Raw genomic sequence first — 19,699 nt, forward strand, 5'->3', positions numbered from 1 at the left:
CTGCGTGAACCCCTGGCTGCTCGCTGCGATCATCGCGGTGGTCGTGATCGCGGTCGTGATCAAACGGATGACCGGTGAACCGGTCAACGCGAAGGACCTCTTCATCACCCCGGCGATCTTGACCGGGATCGGCATCCTGTCCCTCGTCAAGAACACGGACCTGACCGACACCGACCTCGCCTGGGTCATCGCGGGCGCCGTCCTCGGCGTGGCACTCGACGCACTCCGCGGCGCCACCGTTCAACTCGTCGACAAGGGAGGTTTCCTGTGGCAGCGATACACCGGCCGCACCTTCCTCACCCTGATCGGCGCCCTGGCGGTCACGGCCGGCTTCAATATCCTGGCGGTGAAGATGGGCATGCACGAGAACGCACGCCCCCTCCAGCTCTCCATCGGCGTGAGCTTCCTCGGCGAGGCCCTCATGGTCGGCTATCGCGGCATGACCTCGGGAATCCCCTTCGCCCCGGCACGTACTCGCTGACTCATCGCCATACCCCGTGCCCGCACCGTCCGGCAGGTCACGAGCAGAGCCAGAGACGGATGACAGCAACGGGGGCTGGCGACGGAGAAACAGCCACCGCTCCAGGCCCCGTCGCTACTCAGGCGTTGCCGGGCAGTACGGCCATGACGTCGCGGGCACGGGGACCCGGCACCATGCCGAGTTTCCACGCCTGCCAGCCGTCCTCCGGCTCCACGCCTTGCTCCAAGACCAGGGAGTAGGCCCGCGTCGCTTCCTTCAGTGCGGGGTCGACCGGCCAGTCTGCTGTGTGGATCTCGTCCTGTAGGGCGGTTAGTTCCTCGTTGGCCACTGCTGTTCCGACTACCGAGCCGCCCGGTGAGGCGAGCGGCAGCAGGGTGCAGCGCAGGAAGCGGGCCCAGCTTGCGCCATGCCGGTCGCTGTAGCTGGTAAACAGCTGCGTGGCTGCGTCCGCGAGTTTAAGTGCCGCCCCGGGGTTGTCGTTGCCGGCGTCGATGACAGCCAGCTCCAGGCATGACCATGCCTCGCCGTGGGGGACGCCTGCGCGGTGAAAGTCGGTGCGGGCTTCCTGCAGCAGTTGCCGGGCGTAGCCGCTGTTGCGCAGTGAGCCGGTCTGGGCGGCCCGTTGGTCGCGGGAGACGCGGCCGGATTCGTGTCGGGCGCAGCCCAGTCCATACATATCGTGCATGCGGTTGAACATGGTGCGTGCGCGCTCCAGTTCGCGTACTGCCGCCGTGCGGTCGCCCAGGTCTTCGAGGGTTTGGCCGAGGTAGTACAGGGTCCACGCCTCGCCGCGGGTGTCCTCGTGCTGCCGGAGCCGGGTGGCGGCCTGCCGGAGCTGTTCGGCTGCTGCGGCGGCGTCGCCGTTGGCGAAGGAGGTGCGTGCGAGGTGGGTCAGGGTCCATGCCTCGCCGCGTGCGTCATGGGTGCTCCGGTGCAGCTGCAGCGCCTGGGTGAGTTCCTCGTGCGCTGCGTCTGGCTGGCGGGTGCCTAGCCGCAGCTGGCCCAGTTGGAGGTGCGCCCATGCTTGGCCGTGCAGGCTTTCGCTCTCGCGGTGCAGCTGCAGGGAGTCGTTCAGCAGTGTGAGCGCCTGGGCGAGCTGTCCGCGGTCCCGTTCTACCGCCGCCAGCGCGTGCATCGTCCAGGCGCGGTCGCCGCTGAGCTCGGGCGCGGCCTGCAGATCCAGCGCTTGGTGCAGCTTTTCTTCTGCTTGGGGAAGCTGCCCCTGGTGGTGAAGGGTGACGCCCAGGTCGCGCAGGGCCAGGGCTGCCTCTTCCTGGTTGTGGGTTTGGAGGTGCAGGTCGACCACCGCGGTCAGGGTCGCCCGCGACTTGTCCAGCTCGCCCAGCTGGCGCGCGGCGATACCGGTGCGCCACTGCACGGAGCGCGAGAGCAGCCCTTTGTCCATGGCCCGGGTGAGTTCGCTCAGTTCGCCGAGCCGGTGGAGGTCGCCGCGCAGCAGGCAGTAGTCGCACAGAGCGCTCAACAGACGCTGGATCACGGCCTGGTCCACGCCCTGGGCGTGCCGCAGGGAGGAGGTGATGAAGCCCGATTCGTCGTCCATCCAGCCAAGCGCCACGTCGAGCGAGGTGAAGCCGTGTCCTCCGGCCGCGCCCCTGGCGAAGACTCCAGTGCGGGTGGTGGTCTTGCCGTCGACCATGCGGATGACGGTATCCGCGAGGTCCGCGTAGCTGCTGAACAGCCGCCCTTGCGCGTCGGCGCGTTCACCGGGCTCGTCCTCTTCGTGCAACCTGGCCTGGGCAAAGGCGCGCACCAGGTCGTGCATCCGGTACCGGTTGGCGCGCACGGGTTCGATCAACCCCGTACGTGCCAGCTCCGCCAGCCCCTGCGTGGCTTCCTGCTCGTCCTGTCCGAGCAGGGCCGCGGCGGCGGCCGGGCCCAGCGAGGCCCGCCCGGCCAGGGCCAGACGGCGCAGCAGCCGTCGTGTGCCCTCGCTTTGGTCGAGGTAGCGCAGCCACAGGGCTCGCTCAATGGGGTCGGACTGCCCTGCGGCTGCCAGTTCGGCGCCCAGGACGGACAGGGTTCGCGGCCCCAGGGCGGTGCCCGCCACGCGCAGCGCCAGCGGCAGCCCGCCGCACAGCTCCCGCACGTGGGCCAGCGCCTGTACCTGGAACCCACCTAGCTCGGGTTCCTGCGCGACGGCCTTGAGTAGTTCCTCCGTGCCGGGCGGGTCCAACGGGCCGAGCTGGAGTTCGTGCACCCAGGCCACCAGATCTGGGGGCAGGGACAGCGGGGTGCGGGCGGTGACAAGGACGAGACTGTCGGAGCGCTGCGGGATCAGCGCACGGACCTGTTCGGTATCGGAGGCGTCGTTGAGCACGATGACGGCCGCCATGCCGGCGAGGTGCCGGTCGTAGAGTTCCGACAGCCGGTGCGCGTGCTGTTCGGAGGTGGAGCTTTCCCGTAGGAGCAGTTGTTCGCGTGGTGCACCGAGTTGGCGCAGCAGCTGCATGAGCGCTTCCCTGCCCGGCAGAGGCCGCTCGTCGGGGCTTGCACCTCGCAGGTCGACGACGCCGGCGCCGCGGAACTGGTCGCGCAGATGGTGTGCGACGTGCATCGCAAGGGTGGATCGGCCGGATCCTGGCGGCCCGTGCAGCACTACCACCGTCGGCTTGGTCTCCGTGCTCGCCCGCGCCTGTTGCACCCAGCGGTTGATTTGAGCCAGTTGGGTCCGGCGACCCACGAACGGCCCTGAGGCTTGGGGAAGACGGTCGAACGAGCGGGAGAGGGCATGGCGCTGATGTGCTGCCGTGCTGCGGTCCTTGCCGCGCAGGACCGGCCCCCGACCGGTACTTTCGGCGCGCATGTCCGGTTTGCTGCTACGGGTGCGCGTCGCGCCCGTCACCATACGCTGATGGTCCAAAAACGGACGTACACCACGCACGTCGATGGCCGACAGCCATTGCAGGCGCAACTGTTCGGTGCCGTCCGGCTGTCCCCGCTTGGCCGCCCGCCGGTGTGCGGCCGACCAGCGCCCGGCCGTCAGCTTCACGACAGTGGTGACCGAGCCCGCCACAGCTACCGCTAGGCCCGTGCCGAAGGCCGTGCCCGACGAGGTCTCATATCCGAGGTCGGCTCCGTACGCGGCCACTGCGGCTACTGCCGTGACCAGCATGGGGGTGCCGAGCGAGGCCCTCGACAGGTGGCTGACCAGTGGCCGGACCGACGCTTCCTCCTCGTCCAGGGCCTGTACATATGCGGCGTACTCCTCGGCGGCGCTCGCTGCGAGAGCGTCCGTCTCACCACGTGCCCGCCGAAGCAGCACCTCGCCGTTCGCGCGCCCGCCCGAGCGGCGCACTTCCTCTTCGACGGCCCGCGTCAGCAGGCTCTCTACGTCCCTGCGGTGTTCCTCCCGCAAACCGCTCGGCGCGCCTGGCATGCTGGGCCCCTTTCCCGACACGTGGTGTGCCAAGTCTTCCGCGTCGGCGGCCGTTTCGGCAGGGTATCGGGCAAGTCCGTGGCACAGAACGTGGTTTACGTGGGTGGCAGGGGCCCGGCGCCGGCTTCGTCCTGTCGTCTGCCACGGGTGGTGTGTGCCGTGATCCATGCGGCTCCGCGGGCTGCAAGCAGCCGACGCCGTTCCCGCCGAGATAGGCGCCGGGGAACCTGGCCTCTGCCCGACGAGATGCGCGCCAGATCTGCGAGGCGCTGTGCGACCCAGGCGAGATCAAGCAGGAGCCGCGTCCGATGGGATTCGTGTCGGGCAGTGCGCAGCTCTGCGTACAGGTCCTCGATCTGGGACACGGCACCCCGTATGCGCGGCGACGGCCCCTGCGCCGACGCCGTCTTCTCCTGCTCATGTGCCACCTGTGAACTCCCTATTTCTTTTGGACACCCTGCCTGGCCTGACCACGGCACCGCTTGATGTTCAGGGGCCGACAGCGATCAGCTGGTAGAGGCCCGCTGCGCTGACCAGCGTGATTAGCACAGCGATGGACCATCCGGCGGTCTTCATCCCGGTGCCGATGGCGTGTCCGTCCATCAGCTCGGAGTTCGAAGCGACGCCCACGAGCACAGCTAGTCCCACAGGGGCTCCGAAGGCGCCAACAACCCCGGCCCAGTAAAGAAGTTGGATGGGGGACATCCCGGCGGAGGCGGCAGCCAGGCCGACCAACACCGATGCACCCATGGCGGCGAAGAACTTGGGCGCTTCCCGAGGCCGCAGGGACAGACCCCGCCGCCAGTTGAGGTGGGTGCCCGTGACGTACGCGGTGGTGGCGATGATGACCGGCAGCGCCACCAGGGCGGATGCCAACAGTCCCAGAGCAAAGAGAGAACCGGCCCAGGCCCCGGCGACCGGGCGCAGCGACCGGGCGGCGTCCTGAGCGGTTTCGACGCTCAACCCGTTCACGCCCAAGGTGGCTCCCGTGGCCACCAGGATGAACCAGAACACCACCGTGGCGAAGAGGCTGCCCGCCACAGCGTCGAACTGCCGGACGCGGTGCCAGTGCCAGGGAATCTTCTCCTCGGACTGGGAGATGGTCTGCCACACGTAGACATAGCTCGTGGCGGTGGTGCCGATCAGCGACAGCACGTTGAACAGGAAGTCACGGTTCCACTGCACCCGCGGGACAAGGCTGCCCCGGGCCACCGCGCCCCAGTCGGGGTGCGCCAGCACCGCGGTCGCCGCGTAGGCGAGCAGGACCAACAGCAGGTATTTCATGGCCCGTTGCAGTGCGTGGTATCCGAGCAGCATCACTGCCGCCAGCAGCACCACGGACAAGGGGGCGGCGAACAAGCGCCAGTCCCCGCCGGTGAGAAGCCCCAGAGCGGCGGCACCAGCCTCCAGGTCGGCGGCGATGGTGACGATATTGACGACCAGGATCGACCCCAAAAGCAGCCAGCCAAGGGCCGGGCGGTAGATCGCCCTGACGGCGGCCTGCAGGTCAAGCCGTCCGGCCACCCCCACCCGGGTGGCGATCGACTGGATCACCGCAATGACTGGGAAGAGCAGTAGCACGCACCAGCCCATGCCGTAGACAGTGCCGGCCCCGATGATGGCGATGGTCGCCACCGTCGTCGGATCGGTATCCGAGGCGCCGGCGATCAGTCCCGGACCGACCGCACGCAGATACGTCCGCCAGGTGACGGCCCAGGTCCGCCGGTCGTGCGAACGACCAACCTCGCCCGATATCTCGGAGGATATCGAGTCGGTTGTGGTCTTCGGCTCGGGCGTGGACGACATGACGATATCCCTTCACCTGCGATGTTCGGTTCGATTTGGCGCAAGACCTGTCACCGGTGCGCGACACCGGCGGACATATGTGGCTACGGCTACGGAAGTGATTTTCTGTCGTTCACGGCGCGGCTTTATGCCCACGCGCCCATTGCAGGCCCCACCCGTAGAGCCGGTCGATGTCGGCCTGGTAGCCGTAGACGTACCGCGCCTCCCGACGCATGAACAGCCGACCCTCGCGGTTTTCGATCAATGCGACCGCACACGAACGGGCATGGTGGACACGCTCGCGAAGCTCGACCACGAAGCGTTGCCCCGTTGGCGGAAGGAAGCTGACGGCCGCGTGCACCCGACTGAAGGCGGGTGCACCGCTGTAGATGTAGGCGAAGATCAGCAAGCGCCTGAACTGGTCGGCCCTGTCGAGATTGATGTAGAGGGTTTCTCCCGAAGCTGCGCCGAACCGGTTGTCGTTGCCCAGGGTGATGTACGGCGGGCCATGCAGGTCCCCGCACAGACCGCCGAGCGGTTGCACCACGCCCTTACGCCCATCGGCCAGCTCGTACAGGCAGGCCAGGTCCAAGTCCACGGTCACCATGACCGGCCCCTGCGGCTGTCCCCACACAGTGTCCCGTTTGGGGCGGCGAGGGAGCGACGGTGACGCCTTGTCCGGAAGGTACTCGGCTGACGGGACCTGCCAGGTCAGATTGACGCGCAGATTACCCGCCGTTACTCCGTGGTCGGTGAGAGAGACGACGGGGTGGCCTATCGACAGTCGGTGGTGCAGAGGATCGTCGCCGAAGGCGCTTGTTCGGGGCCGGGCGCGGACGAGGTAGCTCCAGAGGCTGCAGTCCGTCTCCACCGACGACGGGCCGGGCTTTTGCATCCCGGAGAACCCCGACGTCCTCTTGCGCCAGTATTCCCACATCGTATTCCACTCCCCTTCCCAGCGATCTCCTCCGACGGCAAACAGAACTGCGATATGGTGAGCAAGTCGGCAAATAAGGAGAAGGTGAAGTGTCCGGTGCTGCCCAGGCGATACTGGAATGAAGTCTTGTGCAGTCAGAACTGCCAGCTTCGTCGCTTTTGGGTAGGCGAAAGTCCGGGGTCAACGATGAGTTAGTTACAGCCTGGCTAACTCGGGAAACGGCAGGTGTTCGACCCCAGCCCCGGGGTTCAATTCGGACACGACTCGAAGTATAAGAATACGCAGCAGTGGAAGCAAGGTGGGTACCCCACCGAAAGTGGAGCCCACCTCTTTGCCGATTCTGTACGAATGAATTTTCTAACGCGATGCCTGCGTGGTCGAATACTGCCACAAATCAACATCGTCAATAATGAATTCGGGTGGCGCGGAAGGTCCTGGAATCGCGCGAGGCGCGTGTAGCAGCGTCCACCTCGCCTCGCGCGCCCCTTTTCCTGCGACCTCAGAGGTTGACGCCGAAGTCCTTGGCGATACCGAACAGACCCGAGGCATATTCACGCCCGAGCGCCCGGAACTTCCATTCCGGCCCATCACGGTAGACCTCGCCGAACAGGACGGCAGTCTGTGCGGAGGCGTCCTCGCTAAGGTTGCAGCGGGCGACCTCCCGGCGGTCCTCCTGGTTCGTCACTCGGACGAAGGCGTCGCGCACCTGTCCGAAGCACTGTTCCCGTTTCTCGGCCTCATGGATGGAAACCGGAAAGACGATCCTGGCGACCTCGGCCGGCACGGTGGAAAGACAAACGAGAATCTGTTCGTCATCGCCGCCGCCGTCACCGCCGTTGATACTGTCGCCCGTGTGCCAGACCGAGCCGTCCGGGCTGCGGAGGTTGTTGTAGAAGACGAAGTGCCGGTCCGAGAGGACCTTACCGGACTCGTCGCACAGCAGCGCGGAGAGATCCAAGTCCCAGTCCGGAGCCGGGGCATCGGCGCCGTTCCAGCCTAGGCCGACCGTCACGGCGGTCAGTCCGGTGGCCGCTTCGTCCGGCAGCCTGGCGCTGTCCTGTGGCAGAGAATCGTTCACTGGCTTCCTCCCGTGTCAAGGGGGCTCCGGTCCGTCCTCTGGCGGGGCGCCAAAGCGCACTGGCCCCCAACTGCACCGCCCCTAAGTGTTGGCACCCGCCGGAGGCGCCGCAACGGCTTGAAATGCACGGTGAGGGCGCGCGGTAGGCGTGCGATCCGCGCCGGGCTCCGACTGTCTCCGATCGGGCGGACGTGCGGGACGTGACACCGGCTAGCGAGCGGCCCGGAACATACCCGTGCAAGCCCTGACGGCAAGTCATCGAGGTGGTCAATGAGACCTTCAAGAGCCAGCTGGGCCGCGAACGGCACCGCGGCCGTACACCGCGCGATGGTCCGCGTCCTACTGGTGCTGGCGCCTTTTGTGCCGGTCGGCCGGGTACTGCAACCGCCCGACCTGCGGTGGAGGTTGCTGCGGACGAGGGCGTTGTGCAGGTGTTGATCGGGCCATGGTTCTCGGACGGAAGATGAAGGTGCCGTTGTTGGCCGGTGCGTCGTTGGCGCCGGGACAGGTGGGGACGCTGGTGTCGGTGGAGTGCCCATTGGGACATTTCCATCTTGATTTCTGCAGGTCACAGGGACTGGGGTGAGTGACGGATGCGATGCTCCGGCCGGTCGGCGGCCTGATCGCGTCGAGATGACTGTTTACCACCGGGCGACCGCAGTGTTCGTCAGTACCAGCAACGCTTGGTAGCAACAGGGGCGTGTGACGGGCATTCATCCGGATGAGATTGATCCCATGACACCAAGCACTCGCCAGCATAGGAATATTGATGATCCGTCAGGAGACGATCCAGTAGTCGACTGGCCGGATGGGCAGGTGCCATCATGTGCGGGGCTGCGGCAGCAGTCTCGGCATCTATCGTGGGGGCAGGCATGAGCGCAGCCGATACGGTGACGGATCTGCCGCGGCAGCAGCCGGTGACGATCGCCGACGAGCGGGTCGGTTTCAATGGTGCCTTCGCGGCCGCGCTGACGCGAGCGGCGGGTTCGATGCCCGCCTTATATGTGACCCTGGCTGTCGTCGGCGGATGGATGGCCTTGGCGACCTGGGGCCCGCTGCACCGGGTCGATCCCTATCCGTTCGGGTTTCTGCTGTTCCTGGACAACGTGGTCCAGCTTGTTCTCTGTCTTGTGATCATGGTCGGTCAGCGCGTGCTGGGCGCGGCTGCTGACCGTCGGGCGGTCCAGACGTATGAGAACGCTGAGGGGATCTTCGAGCGGGTCGCGGATCTCCAGGCGCACCTGGACCGGCACGACCGTGCGCTCGGTCGTGGGGTGAGCCTGCTGGAGTCGAGTCCGCACCCGTGGATCGAGCGGCACCGGGTGCAGCCGCCGCCCCAGGCCATGGATCAGGTCGCGGGTGTGAACGGCCGGATCGCTGCCTGGCTGACGCAGCGGCTGGGCAGTATGTGGGCCTTCTACATCGCCGTCGGGACCCAGGTGGTCTGGATGGGCATGTCGCTGTTGGGCCTGCAGGGGTTCGATCCGTACCCGTTCGCCTTCATGAGCTTCCTGTCCACCCTGGCCCAACTCCTCTTCATGATCGTGATCATGGTCGGGCAGGACGTGCTGGGCCAGGCCGCGGACCGCCGTGCGGAGCAGACCCTCCTGGACGCCGAGGCCATCTTGCACGAGTGCCGCCGGATGAAGGCACGTCTGATGGCACAGGACCGCGTCATCAACAGCCTTGCTGACTACGCCAGTGCCCAGGTCACCGGACACCTGGCGCGGGCCATCCATCAGAGCAGGCTCCTGGCCGCCCTTGATGACGGCCAGGAGCCTGACAGCGGGACCGCGTTGCGCCCTTGGGACGAGCTGCCGGAAGAATTGAAAGAGGCGAACCGTCTTCAGGCGCACCAGCTCGGTGACCGGCTGGCCGCGATCGGTTGCCTGATGGTCCCCGCATCCGATCCAACGCTCACCACCGCCTTCACCGAGGAGGAGGCGCAGGTGCTGGCCCGGCTGGAGTACGAGCACCGCTTGCCCGGACACGGCACTTACGGAGCGGCCGGCCTGCCCGGACAGCGTGACGGCAGGCAACCCGACATGGTGCCCTGGGAGGACCTCTCCGACCACGCACGGGCGCAGGCCGTGGAAGCGGCCGGGCGCGTTCCCGCCGTGCTGGCCGACGTCGGCTTCCAGGTCCTGCGCACGGGGCAGGGCGCCGACGGTGTCGGGGAGTTGGACTTCACCCCTGAGGAGTGGGCGACGCTGGGGAAGTCCTTGATGGCCTCAGGAGTACTGGTGGCGCTCGCCGAGGGCGTCGCCGATCCCGAGGAGATCTTCGCGCTGGTCAAGCTGCTGCGGGAGGCCAGCATCAGCCATTCCAGGCGATTGATCCGCGAACTTGCGGAGGCGTCCACCTTCGACACCGGACTCCAGCCGGGCACCAGGTACGCCGACTACGCGGGACCCGCGTTGCAAACGATCCGTGAGGCCACGGGCATCGTCGCCCACACCGCGCCGGAGGAACTCACCGATTTCCGCGCATTCCTGATGGACATCACCGCGACCGTCGCGGACGCCAACAACGAAGGCGGCTTCCTGGGTCTGGGTGCCCGGCCCCGCGTACCGAACGAGGTCGCGGCGATGGAAGCCGTCAAAGCGGCAACAGAGCTTGATCAGGCGGAAATCGCGCCCGCTGCGGCGTGCCGGGGGCAGGAGTTGTAGCCGCGGGCGTGTCGGTGTCCCCGCGCGATCCACCGGTCCCTCTCCCCCCACGGAATCGGACGGCTCAGCGGATCGCGGCGAGGACGCCGGAGCCGAGCAGAATGATGACGCCGATGGTGATGAAGACGGTGGGGATGATCCAGTGTCCCCACCGCCCGATGACTTCGACGATCTTCCGATGGGAGCCGAGCCAGGAGCCGAGCGCGCACCACAGCACCACGCCGCCGCCGAACACGACGAGGGTGACCACGGCCGAGCCGACGCCGATGGTCCGCAACACCGGAGGATAGACACTGAGGTTGTCGGCCCCATTGATCACGGTCAGGACCATCACCGACACCGGACCCGTGGCCGCAACCGCCGGAACCGGCTCGCCGGAGCGCCGTGCCCGTGCAACTCTGACCAAGCCCAAGCCCCCCAGAACCAGCGGGACAAGGCCAAGCAGACCGACCCATCTGTCGGGGACGACGGCCAAGCCAAGCGCGGCGCTCACCGAGACGGCCACCAGGACGGTGAACCCGGCGGCCTGCCCCGCCCAGATCTGCCCGGACCTGAGCACCCCGGTAGCCCGGCTGGACAGAAACAGCACCGCCAGCACCACAAGGTCATCGACGTTGGTCCCGGCGAACAGCCCCACCGCCGTGGCCGCCGTCGCCACGACACCGGCCACCTAGAGCCATCCCGCGACGAACGGGCCGACAGAGTCGACGGCCGCCAAGGCGCACGTCATGGCTGGACCACATGGGAGGAGACCGATAAGCGCCGCTGGATGGGCTGGTGCACACCATCCTCCTGTGTCGTCACGAGCGCGAGGACAAGCTACCAGGAGTGGACTGCGCCCACGAGGGCCTTGACACAGCCAAGACGCACCGGCGAAGTCGGCCCCGCCCACGAAGCCAGCCGGTCCGGTGAAGCGAATCGGTGGCTATCGCCGACCTCTGCGAATGGGCAAATTCCAACCCGAAGTCACAGATCGCTGGCCTGGGTAGGTGGGGTGCTCGGACCGGTCCGCGACGTGATCGTTTCGCGGTGATGGTTTCAAAGCCGCTGCGTTTAACGTGGTGGTCGAGATACAAGTCGGTCACGTCGCCGAGGACCCCTCGCATACCTTCGGTATCGGGCCTCCAACTCCCGCCCGCTCGCCGCCTCAGTAGACGACAGCTCTCGCGCGAGGGTCGGATAGCGAATGGCGGCCGGAGACAGATGGCCGAGATGGATCTCGCATCCGGGCTCTCGATTGAGGACGATCCTCTCGCCCGTACCGGACGTAACGGGATCGACTCAGGGAAGGTTCCTCATGTTCAAGCGCATGATCGGGATAGCCACCGCATCGATCGCACTCGGCCTTGCCATTGCCGCACCCGCTATGGCCCAGGAGAGCACTGGCACAACCGGCGGCCTGACGGCACGGCCCGCCATCACCAACCCCGTCTGCGACGGCAGTGACTATGTCACCGTGTACTCCGACTCCGGTTCCACCTGCTACGCCAATGCCGGTAGCACCCACCCCAACATCCACAACGTCCAGCAGGTGTGCAGCGGGAACAACGACATCACCGTCACCTTCGGCTCAGGCGGGCCGGTGGGCCAGTTCATCCAACGGCACGACTGCTACTCCCTCATGGGCTGGGCTGGCGACTCTTACCTCACCTATCTGTGGATCCACTGAACAGCACACGGCCAGCGTCAGCCCGGTAGCCGCTGCCCTCTGGGGGCGAACGGGCTGATTACCGCCTCGTTCATGTGGACAGTCGCAGGTCAAGGGGGTTGAGGGAGGCAACGGGACGCCTGTAGATCAACGAATCGGCGAAGCAAGTCGATCAAGGTCAGGGGTCCCGTTGCGGGAGAAGCCGGTCATCACGCGGGTGGTCGCGGTAGCGGCCGGGGTGTTCGCGCCGGGGCATCTGGGCGAGCTCACGCAGGTGGTGGACTTCGCAGTCGTACCACCACCGGCCATGCCGGTCGGGCCAGCACTGCGTCACTGCCACCCGGATCCGTTGGCCGTCCGGGAACTGGACCTCGGCCCGAGGGTAGGAGGGCTCGTGCTCCCCCATCGCGCTACGTCGGGTTGCTCCCGTCCTCGTCTTGGGCGCGTTGGTAGAGCTTGGCGATGTCGTTGTCGAAGTACGCGGCGTAGGAGACGTCGTCCTCGTCGCCGCCGCCTTCGTGGCCGCCCAGGACGCCGATGACGGTGCCGGTGTGGCTCTTGGGGTCGTAGTCGGCGAGCCAGGGGCTGCCGCTGGTGCCGCCCTCGAAGCCGGTGCACTGGATGCGCAGTTGGGTGTTGCTGAATTTCGTGGTGCGGTTCTGGCAGGAGATCGGGGTGTCACGGCTGGTGGGGTAGCCGGTAATCTTGACGTCGTTGTTGAAGCCGCGGTCTATGCCGAGGCTGTTGCCGCCCAGGACGTCCTGGATGTTCTTGCCGTCCTTCGGGTCGAGTATGAGGAAGGCGACGTCGAGGTCTTCGTCCTGTGATTTGGCCCAGCGGTCGTCGACGGTGACCGTGTTGACCTTCCACAGGCCGGTGGGTTCGTCGCCGTTGCGGTAGCCGGGGGCGAAGACCAGGTCGCTCACTGGCTTGCCGGCGTCGGCGTCGAAGGCGCAGTGGGCCGCGGTGATCAGCATGTTCCGGCCGGGGCTCTGCACCACGCTCGCGGTGCAGAAGTGGGCGCCGTGGTCGTCCTTCTCGAAGACCGTGCCGATCCGGGCGTTCTCCTCGGTCCTGCGTGGGGTGTACGCGGTGCCGTCCTGGGCGGTGGCGGTCGCGGAGGGGTCCTGGTCCTGGGGCACCTGGCCCGGCTCCGCGGTGTAGCCCACCACTGCGGCTGCCCCGACGATGACCAGCGTCAGGGGCAGGACGGACTTCCTGGCAAGCGAGCGCACTCGGTCATTATCGACGTGGGCCCGGGCTTGGGGAGGTGCTTCAGCGGGAGGCTCCCGTCACAATTCACCGCCCGGAGCGGGCGCGCAGCCACAGGGTCAGCATCCGCACGGCCATCATGAGGGCCACCGCCCGTTTCCCTAAGCGGCGCGGCGAGCAGCGCGAGTTCGGCTACCTGCTGCTCCGGTTGGTCACGCTGGTCGAGACCCGGCACCCGCGCGATACTGGCCGCCGCGTTCGGGCCCGAGGCCGACGGCGAACTCGCCTACGCCGCCCTCCTGCTGAACCGCCTGGAGCCGCGGATGCTGGTGCTCGCGGGCGCCGCCTTCGACGTCATCGCCTTCCTGCGCGACGTCCGCGCCACCGGTATGCCAGTCCTGTGGGCCCTGGCCAGCCCGAAGATCGACGAGCGCGAAGTCCTGGCTGCCATGTTGGAGGTCGACGCCCCGCTCGTGCGTGAGCGGCCCGGCCTGCTGCTGATCACGGACAAGGGCTTCGCGTCCAGAGTCTTCGAGCGGTCATTGTGCGAGCGGGGCATTTCGCTGCTGCGGCCGTCGGTGAAACGTGAGTTCGCCCGCCCCGGAGAGCCAATGCTCAAGTAGGTCCGCCAGCTGATCGAGTCGGTGAACGACCCTCTCAAGGGCCAGCTCGACCTGGAACAACACGGTGGCCGCACATGCGAGGGCGTTGCCGTGCGCGTCGCGCAGGGCGTCATCGCGCTGACCGCCGCGATCTGGCACAACTTCCAGACAGGCCAGGCGGTCAGCCGCTCGCTGACTGCCTACGACCACTAAACGTGTTCGGAAAGACTCGTCTAAGAGTTGTCCCGTAAATGATCTCCGAGTGGCCTCGGGCATGCTCGGTGGTCGTGTGGTCGGCGCTTCTATCCGACGAGGGCGAGGTTGTGCATCCGCGCGATGCCGAGCATGGCCTGGTGAACGCCCTCGCCTTTGAGGCGGCAGTCGCGGAGGATCTTCCACGTCATCCGGGCGAAGACGTGCTCGACGCGGGCCCGCACCTGCTTGTGGAACTTGTTGTGTTGCTCTTTCCAATCCGGGGGTTCGGCCTGGCCGCGCTCGCGGCGGTGTGGCATGACGAGTCCGGTGCCCGGGTAGCCGCCGTCGGCGATCGTCAGGGTCTTGCCGACGGCGGCCTTGGCGCCGGACTCCTCCCATGCCTTGCAGTCGTTGCGGTTCCCGGCGAGCGGCCGGCCGACCACGACGACGAGGCGGGTGTCGGCGTCGATGACAACCTGGTGGTTGGTGGAGTACCGGTAGTTTTTCGACTTTGCGGCGATGGTGTGGTCGCGGGTGGGGACCAGGGTTCCGTCCACGAGGAGGACAGTGTTTTTGCCAAACCGCTCACGGGGTCGAAGCGCGAGCATCGGCCCGAGGTGGTCGATGCTGCGGTCAGCGGCCGACTTCGGGACCCCGAGCAGCGGTGCGAGCTGCCGCATCGTCAGGTTCGTTCGCCAGTAGGCCGCGACCAGCAGTGCCCGGTCCTCCAGTGGAAGGCTCCACGGCCGGCCCCTGCGGACCATGTCCGCACCCTTGCGCCGCAGATGCGTCACCAGCTTGCCGAACTGCCGCGGGCTCAGCCCGGTGAACGGGGCTATCCAGGACGGCTCCGACGCCGTGATCACACCAGCCACGGCAAGATCATTCCACTGTGGCTGGTCCCTCCAGCCGGCGAGGCCGGAGGCGAAGGCGGACCTCATCATTGACCAGCTCGGGCCGATGCTCGCGCTCCAGCCCCGCCAGCAGCACGACCAACGCGCTCTTGACCGGAACGAGCGGAAGCAGCGCCACGTCCAGCCCAGACCACATCGTCGTTCGACTGCCCAAGGAGGTCACATTCGAGAACGCCGAGCGCATCGGGAAGGAGCTCCAGGTGGCTATCAGCTCCGGGCCCGGTGTCATTGAAGTCGACCTCGTTGGTGTCAGTCACCTCAGCGGCGATGGCGGAGCGGCCTTCTTCACGGCTCTCCTGGCGGCACGCTGGCACGGTACGCGAGTGATCGCCACCCATGCCGGACGCCAGGTGCGCCATACCCTCGACCTACGATGCTCGTCCCCGAGGGCGACTTGCTCATCCGCCTGGCGGACACCCGGCCCGCGATCGTCGGTCAAGTGATCACCTCGGCCCCCGGTCGGCCGTCGGCCCTCGACCGTATCCTGACGATCGGGTGGAATCCTCGGGCGGCCAAGATCATCACGTTGCTGGACTGCCTGGTCGAGCCCGGCTCGCCGATCGACATTGCAGCGCCCCTGCGTCCCAAGGAGGACCTCCAGGAGCAGTTGGAGAACCTCGCCGTGGGCCACAAGCCGTGAGAACTGGCCCTCCGGCCGTCGCTGGAGCCCCTGGGCCTGGACGGCTACCGGCACATCGTCGTCCTGATCGACGAATTCCGGTGGTGGACCGGCCTCGGTGGATCTCCGTAAGGGGGGAGACGTGGATGCGCTCCAGGGGCGGCGCCCGCCCTTCGACGCCAACGCGACTTGACGGGCCAGGTGGTCCGGGGCGGCCTCTCTCAGGCGCAGAGGTGGCGCAGATGGGCCGGTTGCTGCTGTCGAGGGCGGGCAGCGAGCTGGGCGAACAGGAGCCGGACCACCGTCACCACATCGGGATCGTCGATGAGATAGACGACCCGTCGGCCTTCCCTGCGCGAGCGCACCAGGCCAGCCAGCTTCAGCTTCGACAGGTGCTGGCTCACCGCCGGCCGCGCGCCACCCACCCGCTCCGCGAGTCCGCTGACATCGCTCTCACCCTGGGCCAGCGCCCAGACGATGTGCAACCGCCGGGGAGAGCCCAGCAAACTGAACATCGCGGCCACCTCGGCCAGCACCTCGGCGGACGAATCGGCCATGGAGTCCGCCTCCTTACCTGCGCCTTCGATGCTCTTCACCACTTGAGGCTGCCCCCCGTGTCCTCACCCCACCCCGCCCCGGAACGTCCAGCTTAGGGCCTGTCGGTGGGCCATGGACGGGTCCGCGCCGTACGGCCCGGGGCCGTCGCCGTACGGCCGGACCGTGGTGAGAATCAGCGACGGGCAGGCCGACCTGGCATCGTTCGTGATCTGACGTCACGTCAGAGAGGTGCTTCTCCGGCTCGGTCGGCGGGACCTGGGGCCGCGTCCCGCCGACCGCATCGTTGGCACGTCAGTTGACGCAGGGGATGCCGCCCTCCTTGACGGAGTCGCCCGCGAAGGCGTTCGACGGGACCGGGGACGGCGCGCCGCCCGAATTGCCGCTGTCGCCCGAGCTCCCCGAGGAGCCGTCCGAACCCGTCGCGGGAGGCCCGGTGAAGTCCTTGCCGAGGACGACGTGGACGTGTCCGGCGGGGACGGACGGCGAGGAGACGGCCGCGGCCGTCCCGAGTTTGGAGGCGATCTGCTGGGCGGCCTCCTGGGCGCCGGAGCCGTAGACGACTGCGGTCTTCTGACGGGGCGCGAAGTTGGACGTCCGGCCCGCCGAGTAGCCGAGGTCGGTCAGCGCCTTGAGCTCGCCCGCCGCGGCGCCGGTCTTGCCGGAGCCATTGAGGACGTCGACGGTGGCCGGGGCAGCCTTCGCGGGCGGCTTGGACCCGTCCGAGTCGCCCGAGCCGTCCGAGGACCCGGGCTTGTCGCCGATCATCGCCTTCACAATGGACTGGATCTTGGGGACGTCCACGAGATTGACGGACTCGCGGTTGCGGGTGCCGAAACCGGCGATGGGCAGGGTATGGAACTCGACGTTTCCGCCGGTGAGGTTGGTGGCTTGCTGGGCGAAGTCCAGGATGTCGAATTTGCTGTCGATGACCAGGTCCTTCTTCACCACGTCGAACAGCCCCTGGAGCTTCCCGAGGTCGCCGAACATCCCCTGGCTCTTCAGCTTGTGGGTGACCGACGAGATGAATGCCTGCTGGCGGTGGGTGCGGTCCAGGTCGCCGCCTTGGAGGCCGTGCCGCTGCCGGACAAACGCGAGTGCCTGCTTGGGGTTGAGCTGCTGGTGTCCGGCTTGGAAGTCGGCGCCGGAGTAGCGGTCCTTGACCGGGTGCTTCAGGCAGACCTCGATCGGCTGGAGCACCTTGGCGATGTCGTAGAAGCCCAGCAGGTTGACCTCGGCGAAGTGGTCGATCGGCACCTGGAGGAAGTTCTGCACCGTCGCCAGCGTCGCCTCCCGGCCGGCCTCCCGGCTCCGGCTCTCCAGGTCGGCGCCCTTGACCCCCTGGGCGGAGAACTTGTCGTGGGCGCCCGTATAGGCGTTGGCGTACGCCTCCTTGATCTTGAAGTGCCCCTGGGAGGTGCCGTCCCCGTTGAAGGTCTGCACATAGTCGTCGCGCGGGACGGAGAACGCGGTGACCTTCCCGCCGTCCGCCGGGATGTGCATCAGGATCAGGGTGTTGGTGTTGTAGTAGCCGATGTCGCTGGACCCGGCGTGCAGCTGGTCCTTGACGAACTCCCGCGGCAGGTCGTTGCCGTTCATGTCCTTGCGCGAATCCAGGCCGATCAGCAGCAGGTTGACCGAATTGTCCAGGTGCTTGGGTGCGTTCTTGCCGCCGATGGCGTTGAGCGCGTCGGAGGTGTTCAGTCCGCTGCTGACCCAGCTGTACGCCGCCCAGGACACCCCGCTCGCCAGCAGGACGACCGCCGAGGAGAGCGCGAGCGCGGTCCGTCCCACGACGACGAGCGGAGAGCGCCGCTGTCCGCCCTGTACCGCACCACCGCCGGCCGACTGTCGCCGGGCCGCCCGCCCGCCCGTTCCGCCGCGTTCCTCCGGGCCCGGCCCGTAGGGGCTCGCCCCGTACCGGCTCTGCTCGTCACGCACCGCTATTCCTCCTGCTTCCGTTCCTCCCGCTTTGCCGCCTGGTCCCGACGAGCCGCGCCACCAGCACGACGGTCAGCACGGTCTCGGCCGCCGCCATGGCGGGGAACCCGTCCACGGCCCAGCGCACCGCCGTGGTTGTCAGCCCCTTGCCCTGTACGGAGGTGGTTCCCGCGACCTGCTCACATGCCGCGGTGATCATCGCCACCACCAGCGGGGGAGCGGATATCAGCCACCAGGCGCCCGCTCGCGTACACGCCTTCGCGGCGAGGGCGGCCCCGAGCGCAGCGGTGACCGCGAACACCCACCCCGGCCGCGAGGCGATCGCCATATCGGCGAGTGCGCCCGCGATCGCCAGGACCAGCGCCACCAGAGTCGCGCTGCCCGCTCTGCCCCTTCTGTCCGCCCGGCCCACGCGTGCCGAGCGGGTGCCGTCCTGGACGGCATAGCCGTAGGACCAGTCCTCATCCGGACTCAGGCCCTGCGTCCCCCGGCGTCGTGGACCTGGTACCTGGCGTGACACCTGTGCAGGGTCTCGCGCCAGGTCGCCGTACCCGTTGGGGGTATCGCTGCGCTGACCTGTCATTCGCATCCCTCATACGGCCGACCGACGTGTCGGTCGTGTGCGCCTCCTGCCCAGTGGGTCAGGAGATGACGATTCCGACGTGAAAGACGCTGGACGCGCCGGGCCGGTTGCTGATTCGACTGCTCAATTGCGCAATCTAGCAAGCGTGGGCGGCGGCATGAACACCAGCGCCGGGTTCGTCCGGCGAACGTGCGGAGTTCAGCGTCTCAAGGCTCGGCTACCTGCTGGGCCAAGCCGTCAACGACCACGTAGCTCCATCCCTTCGGCACGGGGCACGGACAGAGGTGTGTCAAGGCTTGGTTAATTAGTTGCGTCGGCGTGCAAGTACCAGGCACACTTATGGGCGTTTGAAGAAGGCACCTCGTTCGGTGAGGCGTCTGCACGGACACAGGCCACTGACCCCACGACGTCGAGAGACGCCCAGGTTCAGGACAGGTCTCCCCGACCTAAGGGGTGACCCCAAGTGGCTTCCCCGCAAGGGGATTACGCCGTGCAGTGCCAAAGCTCTGACGAGTTGGGGTGAGCCTGTCCCTGGGACAGGTCCGCTCCTTGCCGAGTCGTATGGCGCCATCGCGCGCCCTGGCCGGGAGGAGGCGAGAAACATGGATTGCAGTTGCAGTAGTCCGGGCCACAGTAGGCCCCTGATCCGTATCCGTACGTCGTTCTCGACCTCCGGTACGCGGTAACCAGCACTCCCGACGCGTTCGCGAACCCTCTTTGCCAGGCACCCGTGTGGCTTTCGCCGACCCGGGCGGCCGGGCTGCGCGCTCGCAGGGCGGGCGTCTTCCGTGCGCCGTCAACACCTCTCCCAGACCAGGCATGCGGCGGGGTTTCGCCATGACCTTCGCCGCCAGCCCCCGATCCGAGGGAAGCAGCCATGAACCTCCACCACCGATCGGTCCGCCGCACCCTACTGGGCCGGCCTTCCAGCGTGCGTTGGCTCCACGCCGTTCCACATCCACTGGCGTCCCCGCATGAGGCCGCGGATCTGCCCCGGGCGCCGGTCCACCGCATCCGCGGCCTTGTCGTCGACTGCGATTCCCGCCGAGTGTCGGTCGACGGACGCCAACTTGAGCTCACCTG

At 67.5% G+C, this 19,699-nt stretch carries 16 protein-coding genes, 1 pseudogene and 1 riboswitch; of the genes and pseudogenes, 7 read left to right on the forward strand and 10 right to left on the reverse strand.

The genetic code is table 11. The annotated features are described in order from the left end of the window. Positions 1–4 precede the first annotated feature (4 nt). Positions 5–481, forward strand: coding sequence for a CcdC protein domain-containing protein (locus MOV08_RS32810; RefSeq protein ID WP_275309924.1), 477 nt, complete (start codon positions 5–7; stop codon positions 479–481). 118 nt (positions 482–599) lie between these two features. On the opposite strand, the gene MOV08_RS32815 is transcribed toward MOV08_RS32810, so the two are convergent. Then, on the reverse strand, positions 600–3,878 hold the full coding sequence (locus MOV08_RS32815; RefSeq protein ID WP_275309926.1) for a tetratricopeptide repeat protein: 3,279 nt from the start codon (positions 3,876–3,878) through the stop codon (positions 600–602). 308 nt (positions 3,879–4,186) lie between these two features. Here MOV08_RS32815 and MOV08_RS32820 point away from each other — a divergent pair, with 308 nt between their 5' ends. Next, complete coding sequence (locus MOV08_RS32820) at positions 4,187–4,312, forward strand: hypothetical protein (RefSeq protein WP_275309928.1); 126 nt, start codon at positions 4,187–4,189, stop codon at positions 4,310–4,312. Between the two features lie 55 nt (positions 4,313–4,367). Here MOV08_RS32820 and MOV08_RS32825 read toward each other — a convergent pair whose 3' ends face one another. The 3 genes from MOV08_RS32825 to MOV08_RS32835 all read right to left on the reverse strand — a co-directional run bounded on the left by MOV08_RS32825 (position 4,368) and on the right by MOV08_RS32835 (position 7,678). Next, complete coding sequence (locus MOV08_RS32825) at positions 4,368–5,684, reverse strand: NRAMP family divalent metal transporter (protein WP_275309929.1); 1,317 nt, start codon at positions 5,682–5,684, stop codon at positions 4,368–4,370. 112 nt (positions 5,685–5,796) lie between these two features. After that, the gene (locus MOV08_RS32830) at positions 5,797–6,270 is read right to left on the reverse strand and encodes a hypothetical protein (protein WP_275309930.1); all 474 of its coding nucleotides are present in this window, start codon (positions 6,268–6,270) and stop codon (positions 5,797–5,799) included. Between the two features lie 829 nt (positions 6,271–7,099). Continuing rightward, positions 7,100–7,678, reverse strand: coding sequence for a TerD family protein (locus MOV08_RS32835; protein ID WP_275309931.1), 579 nt, complete (start codon positions 7,676–7,678; stop codon positions 7,100–7,102). A gap of 890 nt (positions 7,679–8,568) precedes the next feature. Here MOV08_RS32835 and MOV08_RS32840 point away from each other — a divergent pair. Further along, the gene (locus tag MOV08_RS32840; RefSeq protein WP_275309932.1) at positions 8,569–10,347 is read left to right on the forward strand and encodes a DUF1003 domain-containing protein; all 1,779 of its coding nucleotides are present in this window, start codon (positions 8,569–8,571) and stop codon (positions 10,345–10,347) included. Positions 10,348–10,411: 64 nt separating this feature from the next. Here the strand turns inward: MOV08_RS32840 and MOV08_RS32845 are convergent, their stop codons facing one another. Beyond that, positions 10,412–11,017: a cadmium resistance transporter gene (locus MOV08_RS32845; RefSeq protein ID WP_275309933.1), complete on the reverse strand. Its 606-nt coding sequence runs from the start codon at positions 11,015–11,017 to the stop codon at positions 10,412–10,414. A gap of 627 nt (positions 11,018–11,644) precedes the next feature. On the opposite strand from MOV08_RS32845, the gene MOV08_RS32850 reads away from it, so the two are divergent. Then, on the forward strand, positions 11,645–12,016 hold the full coding sequence (locus tag MOV08_RS32850; RefSeq protein ID WP_275309934.1) for a beta/gamma crystallin domain-containing protein: 372 nt from the start codon (positions 11,645–11,647) through the stop codon (positions 12,014–12,016). A gap of 389 nt (positions 12,017–12,405) precedes the next feature. Here MOV08_RS32850 and MOV08_RS32855 read toward each other — a convergent pair whose 3' ends face one another. Beyond that, positions 12,406–13,230, reverse strand: coding sequence for a trypsin-like serine peptidase (locus MOV08_RS32855; RefSeq protein WP_275309935.1), 825 nt, complete (start codon positions 13,228–13,230; stop codon positions 12,406–12,408). 360 nt (positions 13,231–13,590) lie between these two features. Here MOV08_RS32855 and MOV08_RS44225 point away from each other — a divergent pair. Then, positions 13,591–14,022, forward strand: a pseudogene (locus tag MOV08_RS44225) (IS982 family transposase); the annotation flags it as partial. 89 nt (positions 14,023–14,111) lie between these two features. Here MOV08_RS44225 and MOV08_RS32870 read toward each other — a convergent pair. Then, positions 14,112–14,879 carry a transposase gene (locus tag MOV08_RS32870; RefSeq protein WP_275309939.1) on the reverse strand — a complete coding sequence of 256 codons (768 nt, stop codon included), beginning with the start codon at positions 14,877–14,879 and terminating at the stop codon, positions 14,112–14,114. A 17-nt stretch (positions 14,880–14,896) separates the two neighbouring features. Between MOV08_RS32870 and MOV08_RS43875 the strand changes: the two genes are divergently transcribed. Both MOV08_RS43875 and MOV08_RS32875 read left to right on the forward strand, forming a co-directional pair. Continuing rightward, complete coding sequence (locus MOV08_RS43875; RefSeq protein ID WP_338057255.1) at positions 14,897–15,361, forward strand: STAS domain-containing protein; 465 nt, start codon at positions 14,897–14,899, stop codon at positions 15,359–15,361. Then, positions 15,292–15,558, forward strand: coding sequence for a hypothetical protein (locus MOV08_RS32875; protein WP_275309941.1), 267 nt, complete (start codon positions 15,292–15,294; stop codon positions 15,556–15,558). Before MOV08_RS43875 ends, MOV08_RS32875 begins: the two co-directional genes overlap by 70 nt. Positions 15,559–15,758: 200 nt before the next feature. Here the strand turns inward: MOV08_RS32875 and MOV08_RS32880 are convergent, their stop codons facing one another. The 3 genes from MOV08_RS32880 to MOV08_RS32890 form a co-directional block, all read right to left on the reverse strand. Continuing rightward, the gene (locus MOV08_RS32880) at positions 15,759–16,094 is read right to left on the reverse strand and encodes an ArsR/SmtB family transcription factor (RefSeq protein ID WP_275311969.1); all 336 of its coding nucleotides are present in this window, start codon (positions 16,092–16,094) and stop codon (positions 15,759–15,761) included. 292 nt (positions 16,095–16,386) lie between these two features. Then, positions 16,387–18,033 carry an LCP family protein gene (locus tag MOV08_RS32885; protein ID WP_275309942.1) on the reverse strand — a complete coding sequence of 549 codons (1,647 nt, stop codon included), beginning with the start codon at positions 18,031–18,033 and terminating at the stop codon, positions 16,387–16,389. Then, positions 18,026–18,553, reverse strand: a complete 528-nt coding sequence (locus tag MOV08_RS32890) for a DUF6542 domain-containing protein (protein ID WP_275309944.1) — start codon at positions 18,551–18,553, stop codon at positions 18,026–18,028. Before MOV08_RS32890 ends, MOV08_RS32885 begins: the two co-directional genes overlap by 8 nt. A 416-nt stretch (positions 18,554–18,969) precedes the next feature. Beyond that, positions 18,970–19,142, forward strand: a riboswitch (M-box (ykoK) riboswitch). Positions 19,143–19,699 lie beyond the last annotated feature (557 nt).

The sequence above is a fragment of the Streptomyces yunnanensis genome (genome assembly GCF_029011865.1).
GTDB classification, from domain to species: Bacteria; Actinomycetota; Actinomycetes; order Streptomycetales; family Streptomycetaceae; genus Streptomyces; species Streptomyces yunnanensis.